Here is a 15,593-nt window from a genome sequence, read left to right as displayed (position 1 = left end):
CTCCTGGGCTGCCGTGCACGCGGGTCCGCCGAATACGTATTTCTCTCAGCGCTAAGATTTCCTCACTGACCACGGCACGGGCGAGAGGGAGGCTACGGCACATGGCCGGGAAGAAGTCGGCGGGGGCCAAGGGGGACGCGGTCGCATCGATCATCGAGGACTGGGCGAGAGAACGGCCGGAGCTCGACACCGCGCCGCTCGAGGTCCTCGCGCGGCTGCACCGGACCTTCCTGCGCTACAACACCAGGCTCACCACCGCGATCGAACGGCACGGCCTCGCGGTCGCGGGGTTCGACGTGCTGACCGCCCTGCGCAGGGCCGGGGCGCCCTACCGGCTCACGGCGGGCCAGCTCGCCGACTCCGGCCTCGTCTCGTCGGCGGGGGTGACGCTGCGCATCGACCGTCTGGAGAAGGACGGTCTCATCGTGCGTGAGCGCGACGCGGAGGACCGCCGCGTCGTCTACTCACGGCTCACCGATACGGGCCTCGCCAAGATCGACGAGGTGTTCGCCGAGCATCTCGACAACGAACGCCGGATGCTCGGCGGACTCACCCCGGCCGAGTGCCGCCAGCTGGCCCGGCTGATGTCCAAACTGGAGCGGTCCATCACCGACTCCGACGAACCTCACGAGACAGAGGCCTGAGCCTCCGCCTCCGCGCGGTACATCCGGCGCAGCCGCACCACACCCAGGTCGTGCTGGTAGAGGTTCTCGCGCTGATCGGCGTCGGCGGGCATCGCCTCCAGCATCACCCGGTCCTGTTCGAGCACCTGCCAGTGGCGCTCCTCGATGAGGGTCTTGTAGAGGAAGCGCCAGGTGTCGCGCTGCCAGCCCTGGACGCGCCGGTAGCGCCAGAAGAAGACGCCGGTGCGGTTCTCGTCGACCGGGCAGACCATGCCGACGATCCCGAACGGACCCCCGGGTCCTGCCGACGGCGGGTACGGAATGGTCAGGTCCACCCAGTCCACACCGGTGCGGCACAGCTCCACCCAGTCGAAGTTGACACCCCGCTGGTCGGTCTTCTCGAAGAAGTAGCCGCGGTCCGTCTCCCGGATGCGGAACTTGGCGGTGGTGTCGCCGTCGAACATCGTGTGCGACTCGTGGTGCAGGAACGCGCCGTGCATCGGGTCGAGGAGGTTCTCCACCGCGAACCGCCAGGGGCCGTTCCACTCCGCGTAACAGAGGATCGCGTCGACATCGGGGTCGGTGAGCGGCTCGGGCAGCGTCAGTTCCGCCGGCTCCGGATGCCGCTCGTCGCCGAAGTACGCGAGGATCGCGCCGCCGATCTCCCGTACGGGCAGCGACTTGACGAGTTTCCTGCCCTCCAGATTGCACCCCGGCAGTCCCGGTACGGAGGAGACGGTGCCGTCGGTCTCGATCTCCACGCCGTGGTACCAGCAGGCCACCCGGTCGCCCAGGTGTTTCCCCAGGGACAGGGGCGCCCCGCGGTGCGGGCAGCGGTCGGCGAGCATCGACAGGGCGCCGTCCGAGCGGCGGAAGAGCAGCCACTGCTCGCCGAGGGCGGTGACCTTGCGCATGGCGCCGGGGGCGACGAAGTCCGAGGGGGCGACGGGGTGCCACTGGTTGCGCAGACCGGTGGCGTAGATGTGGTCGGCGCTCGCGGTGAGGCTCGCGGTAAGGGCGGTCATCGGGGTCACGCTCCCAGTCGGATCATCTCGGCACGGAAGGACTCTTCGGTCCACTGGCTGCCGCCGGGCGCGGCAACCTGACGGGCGTTCAAGCCACGTACGACGTCGGCGAGTTCATGCCCCTCCTTGGTGAACACCTCTTCGAGGGTGGCGGCGAGCTTGTGCTCGTAGGGGGTCGGCTCGTGTGTCCGGGACTGGTGGACGTCCAGGTACGGCCAGTTGGTGGTCACTGTTGCCTCCGGTGGGGGATTACAGGTCGAGGACGAGACGGCCGGACGCACGGCGCGAGACGCAGATCATCATCGAGGCGTTCGCGGCGTGCTCGGCCTCGCTGAGCAGGAAGTCGCGGTGGTCGGGCGTGCCGCCGAGCACACGGGTCTCGCAGCTGCCGCAGATGCCTTCCTGGCAGGAGCTGGTGACGCTCAGGCCCGCGGTCTCGGCGGTCCGCAGGATGGACGTGTCGGCGTCGACGGAGAGGGTCACGCCGGAGCGGCGGCACTCCACTTCGAACGCGGAGTCGTCCCCGGCCCGCTCCACGACGGGCGCGGCGAACCGCTCCACGCGCAGCCGCTCGGCCGGGCAGAGCGCCTCCACGGCGGCGAGCAGCGGTTCAGGGCCGCAGCAGTACACGAGCGCACCGTCGGGTAGTCCGTCGAGCGCCGCCGCGAGGTCGATGTGACCGTGCTCGTCCTGCGGTACGACGGTCAAGTCGCCCCCTGAATCGGCCAGTTCACCCAGCTCGCCGGTGAACGCCATCGATCCCCGGTCGCGCCCGCCGTACACCATGCGCCAGTCGGCCCCGTGCCGCGCCGCATCGCGCGCCATCGCCAGGAGCGGGGTGACGCCGATGCCGCCCGCGATGAACAGGTAGCCCGGCGCCTCTTCGAGCGCGAAGTGGTTGCGCGGCTCGGAGGCGGTGACCGTCTGGCCGGGCCGCAGCGTGGTGTGCACGTGCCGCGAACCGCCGCGCGAGGAAGCCTCGTTGAGGACCCCGATGCGATACGTGGACACGTTCCGCGGGTCGCCGCACAGGCTGTACTGGCGTACGTGACCGCCGGTGTGGAGGTCGAGATGCGCGCCGGGGGCCCACGCGGGCAGCGGCTTGCCGTCCGGGTGGGTGAGCTCGACGGAGAGGACTCCGTCCGCCTCCCAGGTCATGCGGCGTACGAGGAGCGTGAGTTCACTCTCGTCCGTGGCGGGGTCGTTCATGGTGGGGTCCTCCTCACTGGCCGGGGATCTTGACGGGCGGGGTGAACGGGTTCTTCATCGGTCCGAGCCGGGCCAGGTCGACCTCGACGAGCGTCGGCCCGTCGGAGGCGACGGCGTGGCTGATCACGGGGTGCGCGTGCTCCTCGGCGGCGATCCTGGCGTAGGCGAGACCGCACGCCCCGGCCAGGAGTTCGAAGTCGGGCGTGGCGAGATCGACTCCGGAGCGGCGCTCGCTGTAGCGGTCCTGCATGTTGCGGAGCACCCCGTACCCGCCGTCGTTGAAGACGATCAGGGTCAGCCGGGGCCGCTCCTGGGCGAGCGTGAGGAGTTCCCCCAGATGGACGGCGAGCCCGCCGTCTCCCGCCAGGACCACGGTGGGCGCGTCGGGCCGCGCGAGCGCCGCGCCGATGCCCATGCCGAGCCCCTGTCCGATGCCGCCGCCGCGCGGGAAGACGTTGTCGCGGGGGTCGTACATCTCCAGGAGCCGGTTGCCCCAGCTGCTGGACGGGATGGTCACGTCACGGGCGACGACCGCCTCGCGGGGCAGCGCGGCACGGATGGCGTCGCAGATCGCCGCCTGGGGGCCGATGTTGTCGTGCAGGGTGGCACGGACGTCCTCGCGGACGGCCGCGACACGTCGCGTCCAGCTCTCGTCGGCCCGGCGTGCGTGCGGCAGCAGAGCCGCGAGCACGTCGGGCGCGTGACCGTGCAGGGCATGGAGCGCCGGGTACACACGGCCGAGGGCGTCGGCGTCGATGTCGACCTGGATGTGCGCCTCGGGGAGTGCGAGTCCGTAGTCGGCGGTCTCGTTGGACCGGAAGTGCGTGCCGACGGTCAGGAGAAGGTCCGCGTCCGCGAGGAGGGCGCGGGCGGCCGGGGTGGTGGCGAAGTTCCCGATGACCTGCGGGTGGTCCTCGGGCACCGAGCCGCGGCCGGAGTTGGAGGTGAGCAGCCCCGCGCCGGTGGAGTGGAGCAGCTCGGCGAGCTCGGCCCCGGCACGGGTGGCGCCGCCGCCCGCCCAGACGAGAGGACGCTCGGCGGTGGCCAGGAGGGCCTGGGCCGCGGCGAGTTCACCTTCGGCGGGAAGCGGGTGGCCGGAGCGTCGGCTCCCGAACGGCGAATGAGCGGCGACCGGCCTGCGGTCCGCGGGCGCCAGGCGGTGCGTATCCGAGGGCCCGGGTGCCGCGTCGGGCAGGGGCGGCGCGGGGGAGACGGATGGGGAAGCAGTGGGGGAGGCGGTGGGCTCTCGGTCCGCGTCCGCCGCGTGGTCCGGAGCAGCGGCCCGGGGGGTATCGGCGGTGACCGGTTCGCCTTCCGCCCGCGCCGGAGCCGACATGGCCGACTCGGCGGCCACCGCGCGCGCAGGTACTGCGCCGACCGGGTCGGCCGGGGTCGTGTGCGCCGGGTCGGCCGGTTCTGTGGCCCCCGAGCCGGCGAACGTCGCGTCCGCCGGGTCCGTCTGAGCCGCGTTCTCCGAGTCCGCCGGGTCCGTCTGGGCCGCGTACTGCAGATCCACCGGCCACTCCACGCTCGCCGGGCCGCCCGGATCCGTCAGTGCCGCCCGCGCCGCCTCGCGCAGGATCCGGCCCGCCGTGTCGGTGGACGGCACCGTCGCGGCGTACTTGGACACCGCCCCGAGCATGCCCAGCTGGTCCTTGGTCTCGTGGATGAAGCCCCGGCCGCTGCCCAGGAACTCGGCCTCCACCTGGCCGGTGACGTGCAGGACGGACGTGCCCGCGCTCAGCGCCTCGACCAGGGAGCCCGCCGCGTTGCCCGCGCCGGTGCCGGTCGAGGTGAGCGCGCAGCCCAGGGAGCCGCGTGCACGGCCGTAGGCGTCGGCGGCGTTCACGGCGGTCGCCTCGTGGCGTACCGGCACGAAGCGCAGCTCCCGGTCGACCGCCTCGACGAGCGGCAGATTGTGCACGCTGACGATCCCGAAGACCGTGTCGACGCCGAGTTCCCGCAGGACGGCGACGAGGAGATCGCCGCCGGTGGCGTAGTGCGCGGGTGGCATGGATGGCGTGGGTGACATGGAGGGCGTGGGTGGCATGGGATGAGCTCCTCAGAGGATGCCGCGGCCGACGCCGCCGCAGACGTCGATGCTGGTGCCGGTGGTGTACGAGGCGCGGGGCGAGAGCAGCGCGACGATCGCGTACGCGACCTCCTCCGCGCGGCCGAGCCGCCCGAGGGCGATGCCGCGGTCCGCCGCGAGACCGGCCTGCCACTCCTCGTAACTGAGACCGGACTCGGCGGCCGCGTAACGGCGGGTCCACTGCCCGGTGTCGATCAGGCCCAGGCAGACCGAGTTGACGCGGATGCCTTGCGGGGCGAGCTCGGCGGCCAGGGACTTGGAGAGGTTGAGGATGCCCGCGCGGGCCGCGCTCGTGGTGATGAGGCGGGGTTCGGGCTGCTTGGCGAGGACCGCGTTGACGTTGACGACGCTCGCCGCGTCCGACGCCGCCAGGTGCGGGCGCGCCGCGTGCAGGGGGTTGAGGACACCGGCGAACTTCAGCTCCAGCTCGTCGCGCCAGTCATCGGCGGTCGAGTCGTCAAGGCCCTTCATACGGGACTGCCCCGCGTTGTTGACGAGCCCGTCGACCGAACCGAAGGTGTCGGCCGCGCGCTCGGTGAACTCCCGCACGGCGTCCGCGTCGCGTACGTCGCACACCCCTGTCAGGAGGCGGTCGCCGCCGCCGAGCCCTGCCGCAGCCTTCGCGAGGCGGTCGGCGTCACGCCCGCAGGTCGCGACGCGCGCGCCCTCGTGGAGCAGGGCGCGGACCGTGGCCAGGCCGACGCCCGAGCTGCCGCCGGTGACCAGGACGGTCCGGTCGGAGAGGCCCAGATCCATAACTAGAAGCTCCGTTAGGTCAGTTCATGGTGAAGCCGCCGTTTACGGCGATCACCTGTCCGGTCAGATAGCGGGATTCCTCGGAGAGGAGGAAGGAGACGAGCCCGACGAGGTCGTCCGGCTGCTGCGGGCGCGAGATGGCCCGGTTGCCCCGGTACAGCGCGTGCCGTTCGGCCGGCACCGTCTCGGTGGCCTCGACCTCGGTCAGTCCTGGCGCCACCGCGTTGACGGTGATGCCCTTCTCGCCGAGCTCACGCGCCATCGCCCGGGTCAGCGCGATGACCGCGCCCTTGGAGGCGATGTAGTGGGCCAGGCGCGGCGATCCGTAGAGGGCCGCGTCCGACGCGATGTTGACGATCCGTGCGGGGGAGCGGAAGAGCGGGTGGAGCGCCTTGGCGACCAGCCACGGGCTGCGGGCGTTGACCGCCATCAAGCGGTCCCACGCCTCGACGTCGATGTCCTGGAACTCCTTGCCGCCGACGCCGTTGGCGAGCGCGGCATTGTTGACAAGGCCGTACAGCGAACCCAAGTCGCTTACGGTGTGCGCCAGTTCGTCGACCGAGTCCGGGTCCGCCACATCGCACCGTACGAAATGGGCGTCGAGCCCCTCCGCGCGAAGATCGGCGGCGGCTTCACCGCCCCGCGCCTCGTCCACCTCCGCGACGACGACCCGGAAGCCGTCCTCGCCCACCCGGCGGGCCATGGCGAGTCCCAGGCCACGGCCCGCGCCGGTGATGACGACGGTGCGGTCGTCCGTCACGGGTGACGCGTCAGGCACGGGTGACGCCGTGCATCGGCGAGTGCTCGGGGTACGTCGGAACCTGCGGCTTCTGTGTGCCGATGACGACGCAGAAGAGCGCGTCGGTGTCGCCCTCGTTCTTCAGGGAGCGTGCCACGCCCGCCGGGACGACGATCATGTCGCGGTAGCCGAGAGTGCGGTACTCGGCCTCGCCGGAGCCCCGGTGGATGCCCACCTTGACCTGCCCCTCCAGGATGAAGAAGGCCTCCTCGACGTCGTGGTGGGTGTGCTCGGGGCCCTCGGCGCCCGGCGGGAGCAGCATGTTGGAGAAGGTGAAGCCGCCGGACGGCAGGATGCGGCTGTCGTTCTCGTGGTTGCCGGTCGCGCCGGAGCCGACGTAACGGATCTGCCCGCGGCGGTACTGCGGGCCCGCCTTCTCCTGGAAGGACAGCGTGCTGAAGTCCGCGACACGGGACTCCTTGGTGGCGATCAGCGAGTCGGTGTACGTGCCGAGGTCGCCGCCGTTGTCGTACTCGGTGGTGGTCAGAGGCATGGAGGGGCTCCTTCTCAGAGGTGTTCGGGGATTTCTCAGAGGTGTTCGGGGATGCGGGCGGTGATGCGGAGGTGGGAGAGGACCCAGGCGTTGAAGGCCTCGGGCCGCTCCTGGTTGGCCAGGTGACCGGCGTCCTTGACGATCACGTAGGCGGTCTTGTGCAGGGCGCCTGCGATGGCCTGTGAGGCCTCGACGCCGGTGACCCGGTCCTGGTCGCCGCAGAGGACGAGGGCGGGAGCGGTGAGGGAGGGGATCTCGGGGCGCAGATCGGCGGCGGCCATGGACTCGGCGGCGTACGCGTATCCGGGCAGGCGCACGGACGCGGCCATGGTGTCGACGACCCGCCGGACGAGCTGAGGGGGCGCGTCCGGCGAGACGAGCCGGGGCCCGCGCCGCTCGGCGAACGCCCGCGGTCCGAGTTCGGCGAGCTCGGCGGCTCGCTGCCGCATGGCGTCGGCCTTCGCGGGGTCGGTGCCCGAGCCGGAGCTTGAGTCCGCGACGATCAGTGAGTCGACCAGCTCGGGATGCCGGGCCGCGAGGCGAAGGGCGATCACCCCGCCCCACGAGACGCCGAGTATGTGGGCGCTCGTGCCGCGCTCCCGGATGAGGCCGGCCGCCGCGTCCGCGAAGCCGTCCAGGTCCAACGGCCCTTCCGGATCAGCTGACTTGGCGTATCCAGGCGCGTCCCACGCCACGACTCTCACGTACGCGGACAGCTCGGCGAGCTGCGGTGCGAAGGCGGCGGACGAGGAGCCGATGCCGTGCAGGCAGAGCAGGAGCGGCCCGGCGGATCCCGCCTCCTCGACGTGGACGGCGGCGGCGGTCACAGGATCTGCCCCGTCCGTCCCGCAAGCGCCGCGAGGCTGCGCAGGACCGCGTACGGCACGACCTGGCTGGTCGCCGGGTTGTCCGGGTCGGGCAGATGCGCGACCTCGAAGCGGTACGTGCCGTGCGCGCCGGACGCCTCGACGACATGCCGGGTGCGGTGGGCGCCGGGATCGGCGACGACCTGGACCCGCACAGCGTCCAGGTCGCCGACGGCGAGGGCGACCGACGCCGCGACATTCGTCGACCTGGGGAACTTCACGGGGACGTCGCGCGCGGTTCCGGACATGACCTCGACCGGGCCGGTCGCCGTCCGCATCCGGGACAGCAACTCCTCGCTCATCCAGGGCTGTTCGAGCGTGGACGGCAGCTTCGTGGTGGTGAGTCGCACCTCGTCGAGCGGGCCGAGCGAGCGCACCGCCTGGAGCAGATCGAGCCCGCCGACGGCGCCTCCGGTGAAGTACACCCGGCCGGGCCCTGCGGACAGGAGCCGTTTGGAGAGCTCCTCGTCGGTGAGCGCGCCGGTCGAGGCGATCAGCAGATCGGTCCCGGAGGCCAGGACGCGCTCGCCCCATTCCCGTACGACGCCTTGGCCCGCCGCCTCCACGAGGAGATCGCAGCGCTCCATGGCCTCGTCGAAGGAGACCTGCGGGGCGGGGGCGCTGTCGCCGAGCGGACGGTTGTCGACGAGGCAGGTCAACTCCGCCCCGGTGACGCGTCCTTCGGCGAGCGCGGTACCCACCACACGACCGATCGCCCCCCAGCCGACGATGCCGACCTTGCGTACGGCGCTCATGCCTGGGCCTCCAGTTCGTTCCGGTGGGACAGCGGGCCGGGGTCGGGCGACCCCGCCATGTGGCAGCGGATCTCCTTCGACGGCGGCCCGGCCGTACCCCACAGGTCGGAGAGCTCGGGGATCCGCCGCCAGACGCGGGCGATCCACGCGTCCTCGACGATCTGCGCGACCTCGGACGTGTACTCGCAGACGAGCCCGGAGGGGTCGGTGAAGTAGGAGAAGGTGTTGTTGCCGGGGCCGTGCCGTCCCGGGCCCCACTGCGGATCGATGCCGTGGTGCCTGAGCCGGCCGAGGCCCCGCATGAAGTGGTCGACCGAACTCATCTCGTACGCCACGTGGTTGAGCGAGGCCCACTGAGCCTGGTTGAAGGCGATGCAGTGGTGATCGGCGTTGCAGCGCAGGAACGCCATCTGGTGCTCGGACCAGTCGGATACGCGAAGACCGAGCACATCGCGGTAGAAGGCGACGGAGGCGTCGATGTCCGCCGTGTTGAGCACCGCGTGCGTGACGCCGACCGGCACGGCGCCGTCCCGGCCGCGCGGCGCCACCGCGTGGACCTCCGCGCTGATCTCGATCAGACGGTGCTCGGGGTCGGTGAAGCGCAGGCCGTAGCCGCCGCCGACCTGGTCGAGCGGCCCCGGCCCGGCGACCGGTGTGATGCCGCGCGCGAGGAGCCTGCGGGCGGCCTCGTCGACCTCGGCGGGCGTGCCCACCGCGAAGGAGAGCTTGCCGAGGCCCGTGCGGTCGGCGCGGGTGAGCTTCAGGGCGTGGTGCTCGGCGCCGGTACCGCGCAGCCAGGCGGCGGTGCCGCGCTCGGCCTCGACGGTCTCCAGGCCCCAGACCTCCTGGTAGAAGTCGGCCGCCTCCGTGAAGGACGGGGTGAGGAGTTCGACGGAGCGCAGGGCTCGTAGACGGGCGATCGGGGCGGAGGGGGTGCGGGGTGGGGACATGACCTGCTCCAGAGGTACGGGGTTCAGTTGGCCCAGGGGAGAGGCGCGTCAGAGGTGCCCCAGTACAGGGACTTCTGGCGCTGATACGCGCGGATGCCGTCGCGGCCCTTCTCGCGGCCGAGGCCGCTCTCCTTCATGCCGCCGAAGGGCGTGGCGATGCTGAACTGCTTGTAGGTGTTGATCCAGACCGTGCCCGCTTCGACGCGCCGCGCGATCCGCCAGGCGGCCCGGTGGTCGCGGGTCCAGATGCCGCAGGCGAGGCCGTAGACACTGGAGTTGGCCTGGCGCACGAGGTCGTCCTCGTCGTCGAAGGGCAGCGCGACGAGGACGGGCCCGAAGATCTCCTCCTGGCAGGCCCGCGATGAGTTGGGGAGCCCGTCCAGGACGGTGGGCAGGTAGTACGCCCCGTCCCGGTACTCCGTGCCCTCCGGTACACCTCCACCGCACAGCACCCGTGCCCCTTCCTCGCGGGCGAGATCGACGTACGAGGCGACGGAGTCCCGGTGCTTGTGGTGGACGAGCGGGGCGACCTGGGTGCCGGGGTCGGTGCCGGGCCCGACGCGCAACTTCGCGACGCGCCGCACGAGCTCACCCACGAACTCCTCGTACAGCGCGCGTGCGACGAAGAGCCGTGACCCCGCGATGCAGGACTGTCCGCTGGAGGAGAAGACGCCGAACATCACGCCTGCCAGGGCCTGTTCGACGTCGGCGTCGGCGAGGACGACCGTCGGGGACTTGCCGCCCAGTTCGAGCGAGAGGGGCATCAGCTTCTCGGCGGCCGTGTGCGCGAGCGTACGGCCCGTGCTCGTGCCTCCGGTGAAGGTGACCTTGCCGACGCGCGGATCGCGGACGATCGCGTCCCCGACGAGGCTTCCGCGCCCGGTGAGCACGGACAACAGGCCTGCGGGAAGGTCGAGTTCATCCAGGGCGCGGGTGATCAGGCGGCCGAGTGCGAGGGAGACGAGCGGGGTCCACTCGGCGGGCTTGAGCAGGACCGCGTTGCCGCCCGCGAGCGCCGGGGCGAGCTTCTGTGCGTCGCTGGCGACGGGGGAGTTCCAGGGGTTGATCGCGCCGACGACGCCGATCGGCTCGTACACGCTCATCGTCACGTAGTCGCCGCGCGAGGGTGTGATCGCCTCCTCGGCTGTCTCCAGGGCGGCGGCCGTGTACCGGAAGGTGGCCGCCGCGCTGCCCACCAGGGCGCGGGTCTCGGTGAGCGCCTTGCCGGTGTCGGCGGTCTGCAGGGCGGCGAGCTCGTCCGCGGACGCCTCGATCAACTCGGCGACGCGGTGCAGGAGCAGGGCGCGCCGGTGGGGCAGGAGGCCACGCCAGCGCGGGTCCGCCGCGGCGGCGGCCGCTCCCCGCGCCGCTTCGGCAACCTCGTCGAGGGAGACCGCGTGGACGGTGGTGATGACGTCTCCCGTCGCCGGGTCGACGGTGTCGGCCGGGGCGCCCGCGCCGCGTCGCCACTCGCCCGCGATGAGTGCTTCGTCGGCTGGGATGCGGAGCATGGGGCCTCCTGGCGGGACGGGACTCGGGCGTGGCTGCCGTGCTGCCGTGCGGGGTGAGCGCTCGGTGCATTTCGGTAAGCGCTAGAAATCTAAGGGCTTAAATATCTGGAGCGCAAGACCCGACCGAGGAACAGTCTTCGGCGATTTCCCCTGCACAAGCTCTTGACGTGCTCCGGTGCCGGGGCGGTACAACTTAAGCCCTTAGAAACTTTGCGCTTACTCGCTTCTTGGCCCGGGTTTCCCCAGACGCCGTGGCCGGTCGCTTCCCCCGCTCGTCCGCCCCCGCCCCCTCAGCAGCGGAGTTCCCGCATGACGATCGACGCTTCCCCGGACCGAGCGGTCCGGGCCGCCATTGCCGCCCGCTTCGAACGGCTTCCTCTGTGCCGCTGGCACGTCACCGTCCGGCTCATCGTGGGCGTGGTCACCTTCTTCGAGGCCTTCGACCAGCTCCTGATCGCCTACGCCCTGCCCGGACTGCGCCAGGAGTGGGACCTCAGTACGTCCGCCGCGACGCTGCTGCTCACCGTCGGCTCGATCGGCATGCTGATCGGGGCGCTGCTCTCCGGGCGGCTCGCGGACCGGATCGGCCGGGTGAAGGTCATCGCGCTGTGCGTGGCGGTGTCCAGCGTCGCCAACCTGGCCCTGTCCTTCGCCACGTCACCCGACTCCTTCATGGCCCTGCGGTTCGTCCAGGGCCTGGCGATCGGGGGCGAGGTGCCGGTGGCGGCGACCTTCATCGCCGAGATCACCCGCAGCCACCGGCGTGGCCGCTTCGTCCTCCTCTACGAGCTGGTGTTCCCGGCGGGGCTCACCGTGGGCGCACTTGTCGCGGCCTGGGTGGTGCCGATCCTCGGCTGGCGCTGGATGTACGCCCTTGCTGCGCTGCCGGGTCTGCTCTGCATCCTCGTACAGCGGAAGGTCCCCGAGTCGCCGCGGTGGCTCGCGGACCACGGCAGGTCCGATGAGGCGTCCGAGGTGATGAGCGGGATCGAGGCAGAGGTCGAACGGATCACGGGGAAACCCTTGCCGCCCGTTCCCGAGGCGCTGCCCGTCGCGGCTCCCGGGGAGGCCGCGTCCGGACTGCGCGGCCTCTTCACCGGCCGCTACCGGCGCCGGACCCTGGTGATCGGCGTGCTCTGGTTCACCGGCTACTTCGTCAACTACGGCATCACGTCCTGGCTCCCGACGATCTACCAGAACCGCTACGACCTCTCCCTCTCGGACGCGCTCCTCTACTCGACGGTCACGTCCTGCGCGGGTCTGCTCGGCTGCCTCGTCGCCGCGCTCACGGTCGACCGGCTGGGGCGGCGGAAGGTCATCGCCGGGTGTCTGGGCGGGGCGGCGGTGATGCTGGTGGGGCTCGCGGCGGTGGGTGCGGGCACGCCCGTTCAGGTCCTGGTGTGGACCTCGCTGGCCGCGGTGTTCTTCTTCGGCTCCAACATCTGCCTCTACCTGTACACGCCGGAGCTGTTTCCGACGCGGATGCGGGCGTTGGGGAGCAGCGTGGGCGGGGCGATGAACCGGCTCGGCGTCATTCTCGGCCCGATTGTGGTGGGGGTCGTGTACGCGGGCGGGAGTGTGTCCATGGTGTTCGTGATGCTGGGGGCGGTTGCCGTGGCCGGGTGTGTGGTGGCTGCGGTCGGGGCGGAGGAGACGGCGGGGCGGCGGCTGGAGGAGGTTTCGCCGTAGGCTTCTTTCCCCAACCCCGCCCCTTCCCGAGGGGCGGGACTGGGGAAAGCCCCGCAGGGGCCGCCGTGACCCCTACCCGAAGCGCTCGATGCGGATGCGATCCACAGGCTGGCCCCCGGCAACCAGCAGGCGCGACGCGTGCTCGGCGAACCCGTTCGACCCGCAGATGTACGCCTCCCAGCCCCCCTCGGGCTGAGCCGCGCCGAGCAGCGGCGCCACGTGCTCGGCGCTCAGCCTGCCCTCCCTGCGCGTGAACACGACCGTGGTCTCGTCGCCGTACTCGTCCGGGTAGATCAGATCCTCCGGCGTACGCGCCGAGACGACGAGCCGCAGCGGCACCGGACGTCCTGCCCCCCGCCAGTGCCGCAGCATCGACATCAGCGGCACCACACCGGAGCCTGCCCCGAGCAGCAGCGCGGGACGGTCCCCGGGCCAGGCGAAGAACCCGGACAGCGGACCCCGCACCTCCACCACGTCGCCGACGCGGGCGACCGTGTGCAGGTGGCCGGAGACCTCGCCGCCCGGCACGTGGTCCAGGGTCAGCTCGATCTCGCCGCCCTCGTCAGGAGCTGACGCGATCGAGTAGTGGCGCTGGGCCACGTATCCGTCCGGCGCCGTGAGTCGCAGCATCAGGTGCTGGCCCGGCAGATGCCCCTGCCAGTCGGGCACCTTCAGGCGGAAGCTCGACACCGTGCCGGCCGCGTTCTCGCGCCGGACGTCCACCACCACGGCCCGCTGCCACTCCGCAGCCGCGCGATTGCTCACCGCGATCCGCCCGGGCACGGCGAACCGCGTCGGCGGCACGAAAGTCTCAGTCACCGGAGTAACGCTCCTCCCGCCAGGGGTTTCCCCGGGGGTGATAGCCGTTCTGCTCCCAGAAGCCCGGCTCCTCGTGGTCCAGGAGCCGCAGGCCCGCGACCCACTTCGCGCTCTTCCAGAAGTACAGGTGGGGGACGATCAGGCGCGCCGGGCCACCGTGCTCGGGAGGCAGCGGGCCGTCCCCGTACTCCCAGACGATCCACGCCTTGCCGCCCGTCACATCGGAGAGCGGGAGGCTCGTGGTGTAGCCCGTGTACGAGTACGCGACGACGTGTGTGGCCTCGGGGCGCGGCCTCGCGGCGGTCAGGAACGCGTCCAGGCTCACCCCGCCGAACCGCACACCGAACTTGGACCAGCTGGTCACGCAGTGGATGTCGCCGCGGTACTCGGACGCGGGCAGCGCGTGCGCCTCGTCCCACGTCCAGGTCCGCGGGGTCGTGACGAGCCCGTCCACGCGGAACGTCCACTCCGCTGACGTGAGCTCGGGCGTCACCTCGGCGGACAGGACGGGCCAGCCGTCCGCCGCGTCGTACTGCCCGGGAGGCAGCCGCGGGTCGCGGTCGGCGGCGCGGGCGCGGCCGGTGAAGCCGCGCGTGGGATTGATGGTCATACGGTGCTTGCCACTTCGGAGGTGCTCGGTGCCGCGGCGTCCGCCGCGTCTTGCAGGGCTCGCAGCGCGCGCTGCTCGTCCACTGTCTCCAGCGTACGGTCCCGCATCAGGACACGACCGTCGACGACCGTGTCCCTGACGTCGGAGGACGCCGCCGCGTACGCCAGCATCGACCACGGGTCGTGCCGCGGTGTGAGATGCGGCCGGGAGAGGTCGAGGACTATCAGGTCCGCGCGCTTGCCCGCCTCCAGGGAGCCCAGCTGGTCGCCGAGGCCGAGGGCCCGCGCGGATTCGATGGTCGCCATCCGTACGGCCTGCTCGGCGCCGACCGCCGTAGGGTCGCCGCCCGCCTTGTGCACGAGCGCCGCGAGCTTCACCGCGCCGAGCAGGTCGAGCGTGTTGGAACTCACCGCGCCGTCCGTGCCCAGGCCCACCGTGACACCCGCGTCGAGCAGGTCGGGGACGCGTGCGATGCCGCAGCCCAGCTTCAGGTTCGACACCGGGCAGTGCGCGACCGCCGTGCCGGTGCGGGCGATGGTCTCGATCTCCGCGTCCGTGAGGTCGACCGCGTGGGCGAGCAGCGTGTCCGGGCCGAGCACGCCGAGCGAGTCGAGCAGCTCCACGGGCCGCATGCCGTGCTGCTCGGTGACCATCTCCACCTCGCCCGCGTTCTCGGCGGCGTGGATGTGCAGGAGAGCGCCGTGCTCGCGGGCAAGCGCGCTGATCGCCGTCAGCTGCTCGGGACCCAGGGTGTACGCGGAGTGCGCGAAGAGGACCGGGCGCGTGCCCGGCGCCGGGGTACGGGCGGCGAGGTCCCCCGCGGCCCAGCCGATCCTGTCGGCGTAGGCGCGGCCGTCCGGCGGGCCCGGTACGTCCATGAACGTGGGGCCTGTCAGGAGGCGCCACCCCGCCTCGCGGGCCACGGCCTCGGCCGCCTCGTGGAACCAGTACATGTCGAGCGCGGTGGTGACCCCACCCCGTACGGACTCGGCGATCGCGCCCCCGATGCCCGCCGTCACCGTCTCCGGAGAGAGCTGCTCCGCCTCTGCCGGGATCACGCGCTCCAGGAAGCCCTGGAGCGTGACGTCGTCCGCGATGCCGCGGAAGAGGGTCATCGCCAGGTGGGTGTGCGTGTTGATGAGGCCGGGCAGGACGAGACAGCCGCGGGCGTCCAGCTCGTCCGTGGCCTCGTACGTGGCGCGCAGCCGCTCGGCCGGGCCGACCTCGACGATCCGGCCGTCCCGCACGGCGACGGCGCCGTGCTCCACGACGGTGCCCGACGCGTCGACGGTGAGGACGTCGCCGCCGTGGACCAGGAGATCTATGGAGCCGCCCCGGTCCTGGGCCGGCAGGTCAGTGGGGTGCATCGCTTCAGTTCTCCGTGAGGTCGTTCGAG

Annotated in this window: 16 protein-coding genes; 2 read left to right on the top strand and 14 right to left on the bottom strand. The window is 71.8% G+C overall.

Going from position 1 to position 15,593, the window contains the following annotated elements:
• Window positions 1–101: 101 nt before the first annotated feature.
• Complete coding sequence (locus ACWFRJ_RS17165) at window positions 102–644, top strand: MarR family winged helix-turn-helix transcriptional regulator (protein ID WP_453530586.1); 543 nt, start codon at window positions 102–104, stop codon at window positions 642–644.
• Here the strand turns inward: ACWFRJ_RS17165 and ACWFRJ_RS17160 are convergent.
• The 11 genes from ACWFRJ_RS17160 to ACWFRJ_RS17110 are packed head-to-tail and all read right to left on the bottom strand — an operon-like array spanning window position 626 to window position 11,079.
• Window positions 626–1,648: a Rieske 2Fe-2S domain-containing protein gene (locus ACWFRJ_RS17160; RefSeq protein WP_453530583.1), complete on the bottom strand. Its 1,023-nt coding sequence runs from the start codon at window positions 1,646–1,648 to the stop codon at window positions 626–628. The two genes, ACWFRJ_RS17165 and ACWFRJ_RS17160, sit on opposite strands and share 19 nt — an antisense overlap.
• Window positions 1,649–1,653: 5 nt before the next feature.
• Window positions 1,654–1,878 carry a recombinase-like helix-turn-helix domain-containing protein gene (locus ACWFRJ_RS17155; protein ID WP_453530580.1) on the bottom strand — a complete coding sequence of 75 codons (225 nt, stop codon included), beginning with the start codon at window positions 1,876–1,878 and terminating at the stop codon, window positions 1,654–1,656.
• A gap of 19 nt (window positions 1,879–1,897) precedes the next feature.
• Window positions 1,898–2,857, bottom strand: coding sequence for a PDR/VanB family oxidoreductase (locus ACWFRJ_RS17150; RefSeq protein WP_453530577.1), 960 nt, complete (start codon window positions 2,855–2,857; stop codon window positions 1,898–1,900).
• Between the two features lie 13 nt (window positions 2,858–2,870).
• On the bottom strand, window positions 2,871–4,907 hold the full coding sequence (locus tag ACWFRJ_RS17145) for a thiamine pyrophosphate-binding protein (protein WP_453530574.1): 2,037 nt from the start codon (window positions 4,905–4,907) through the stop codon (window positions 2,871–2,873).
• Between the two features lie 12 nt (window positions 4,908–4,919).
• Complete coding sequence (locus tag ACWFRJ_RS17140) at window positions 4,920–5,705, bottom strand: SDR family oxidoreductase (protein WP_453530571.1); 786 nt, start codon at window positions 5,703–5,705, stop codon at window positions 4,920–4,922.
• A gap of 19 nt (window positions 5,706–5,724) precedes the next feature.
• Complete coding sequence (locus tag ACWFRJ_RS17135) at window positions 5,725–6,483, bottom strand: SDR family oxidoreductase (protein ID WP_453530568.1); 759 nt, start codon at window positions 6,481–6,483, stop codon at window positions 5,725–5,727.
• Window positions 6,476–6,997, bottom strand: a complete 522-nt coding sequence (locus tag ACWFRJ_RS17130) for a cupin domain-containing protein (protein ID WP_453530565.1) — start codon at window positions 6,995–6,997, stop codon at window positions 6,476–6,478. Before ACWFRJ_RS17130 ends, ACWFRJ_RS17135 begins: the two co-directional genes overlap by 8 nt.
• A 35-nt stretch (window positions 6,998–7,032) precedes the next feature.
• Window positions 7,033–7,824, bottom strand: coding sequence for an alpha/beta fold hydrolase (locus ACWFRJ_RS17125; RefSeq protein ID WP_453530562.1), 792 nt, complete (start codon window positions 7,822–7,824; stop codon window positions 7,033–7,035).
• Entirely contained in the window at window positions 7,821–8,618 is a 798-nt protein-coding gene (locus tag ACWFRJ_RS17120; protein ID WP_453530559.1) for an aspartate dehydrogenase domain-containing protein, read from the bottom strand. Before ACWFRJ_RS17120 ends, ACWFRJ_RS17125 begins: the two co-directional genes overlap by 4 nt.
• Entirely contained in the window at window positions 8,615–9,568 is a 954-nt protein-coding gene (locus ACWFRJ_RS17115) for a VOC family protein (RefSeq protein WP_453530556.1), read from the bottom strand. Before ACWFRJ_RS17115 ends, ACWFRJ_RS17120 begins: the two co-directional genes overlap by 4 nt.
• 23 nt (window positions 9,569–9,591) lie before the next feature.
• A complete protein-coding gene (locus ACWFRJ_RS17110) occupies window positions 9,592–11,079 on the bottom strand; it encodes an aldehyde dehydrogenase family protein (RefSeq protein ID WP_453530553.1) in 1,488 nt (495 codons plus the stop codon).
• Between the two features lie 309 nt (window positions 11,080–11,388).
• On the opposite strand from ACWFRJ_RS17110, the gene ACWFRJ_RS17105 reads away from it, so the two are divergent.
• Window positions 11,389–12,768, top strand: coding sequence for an MFS transporter (locus tag ACWFRJ_RS17105; RefSeq protein ID WP_453530550.1), 1,380 nt, complete (start codon window positions 11,389–11,391; stop codon window positions 12,766–12,768).
• A 72-nt stretch (window positions 12,769–12,840) separates the two neighbouring features.
• On the opposite strand, the gene ACWFRJ_RS17100 is transcribed toward ACWFRJ_RS17105, so the two are convergent.
• The 3 genes from ACWFRJ_RS17100 to ACWFRJ_RS17090 are packed head-to-tail and all read right to left on the bottom strand — an operon-like array spanning window position 12,841 to window position 15,564.
• Window positions 12,841–13,587 carry a ferredoxin reductase gene (locus ACWFRJ_RS17100; protein ID WP_453530547.1) on the bottom strand — a complete coding sequence of 249 codons (747 nt, stop codon included), beginning with the start codon at window positions 13,585–13,587 and terminating at the stop codon, window positions 12,841–12,843.
• Window positions 13,580–14,191: a sulfite oxidase-like oxidoreductase gene (locus ACWFRJ_RS17095; protein WP_453531181.1), complete on the bottom strand. Its 612-nt coding sequence runs from the start codon at window positions 14,189–14,191 to the stop codon at window positions 13,580–13,582. Before ACWFRJ_RS17095 ends, ACWFRJ_RS17100 begins: the two co-directional genes overlap by 8 nt.
• Window positions 14,192–14,193: 2 nt before the next feature.
• Window positions 14,194–15,564, bottom strand: a complete 1,371-nt coding sequence (locus ACWFRJ_RS17090) for an amidohydrolase (RefSeq protein ID WP_453530544.1) — start codon at window positions 15,562–15,564, stop codon at window positions 14,194–14,196.
• Between the last annotated feature and the right edge of the window lie 29 nt (window positions 15,565–15,593).

This window comes from Streptomyces sp. NPDC055239 (assembly GCF_053606205.1).
Note: the sequence above shows the minus strand (reverse complement) of the source record. Positions and strands in the feature narration are given on the sequence as shown.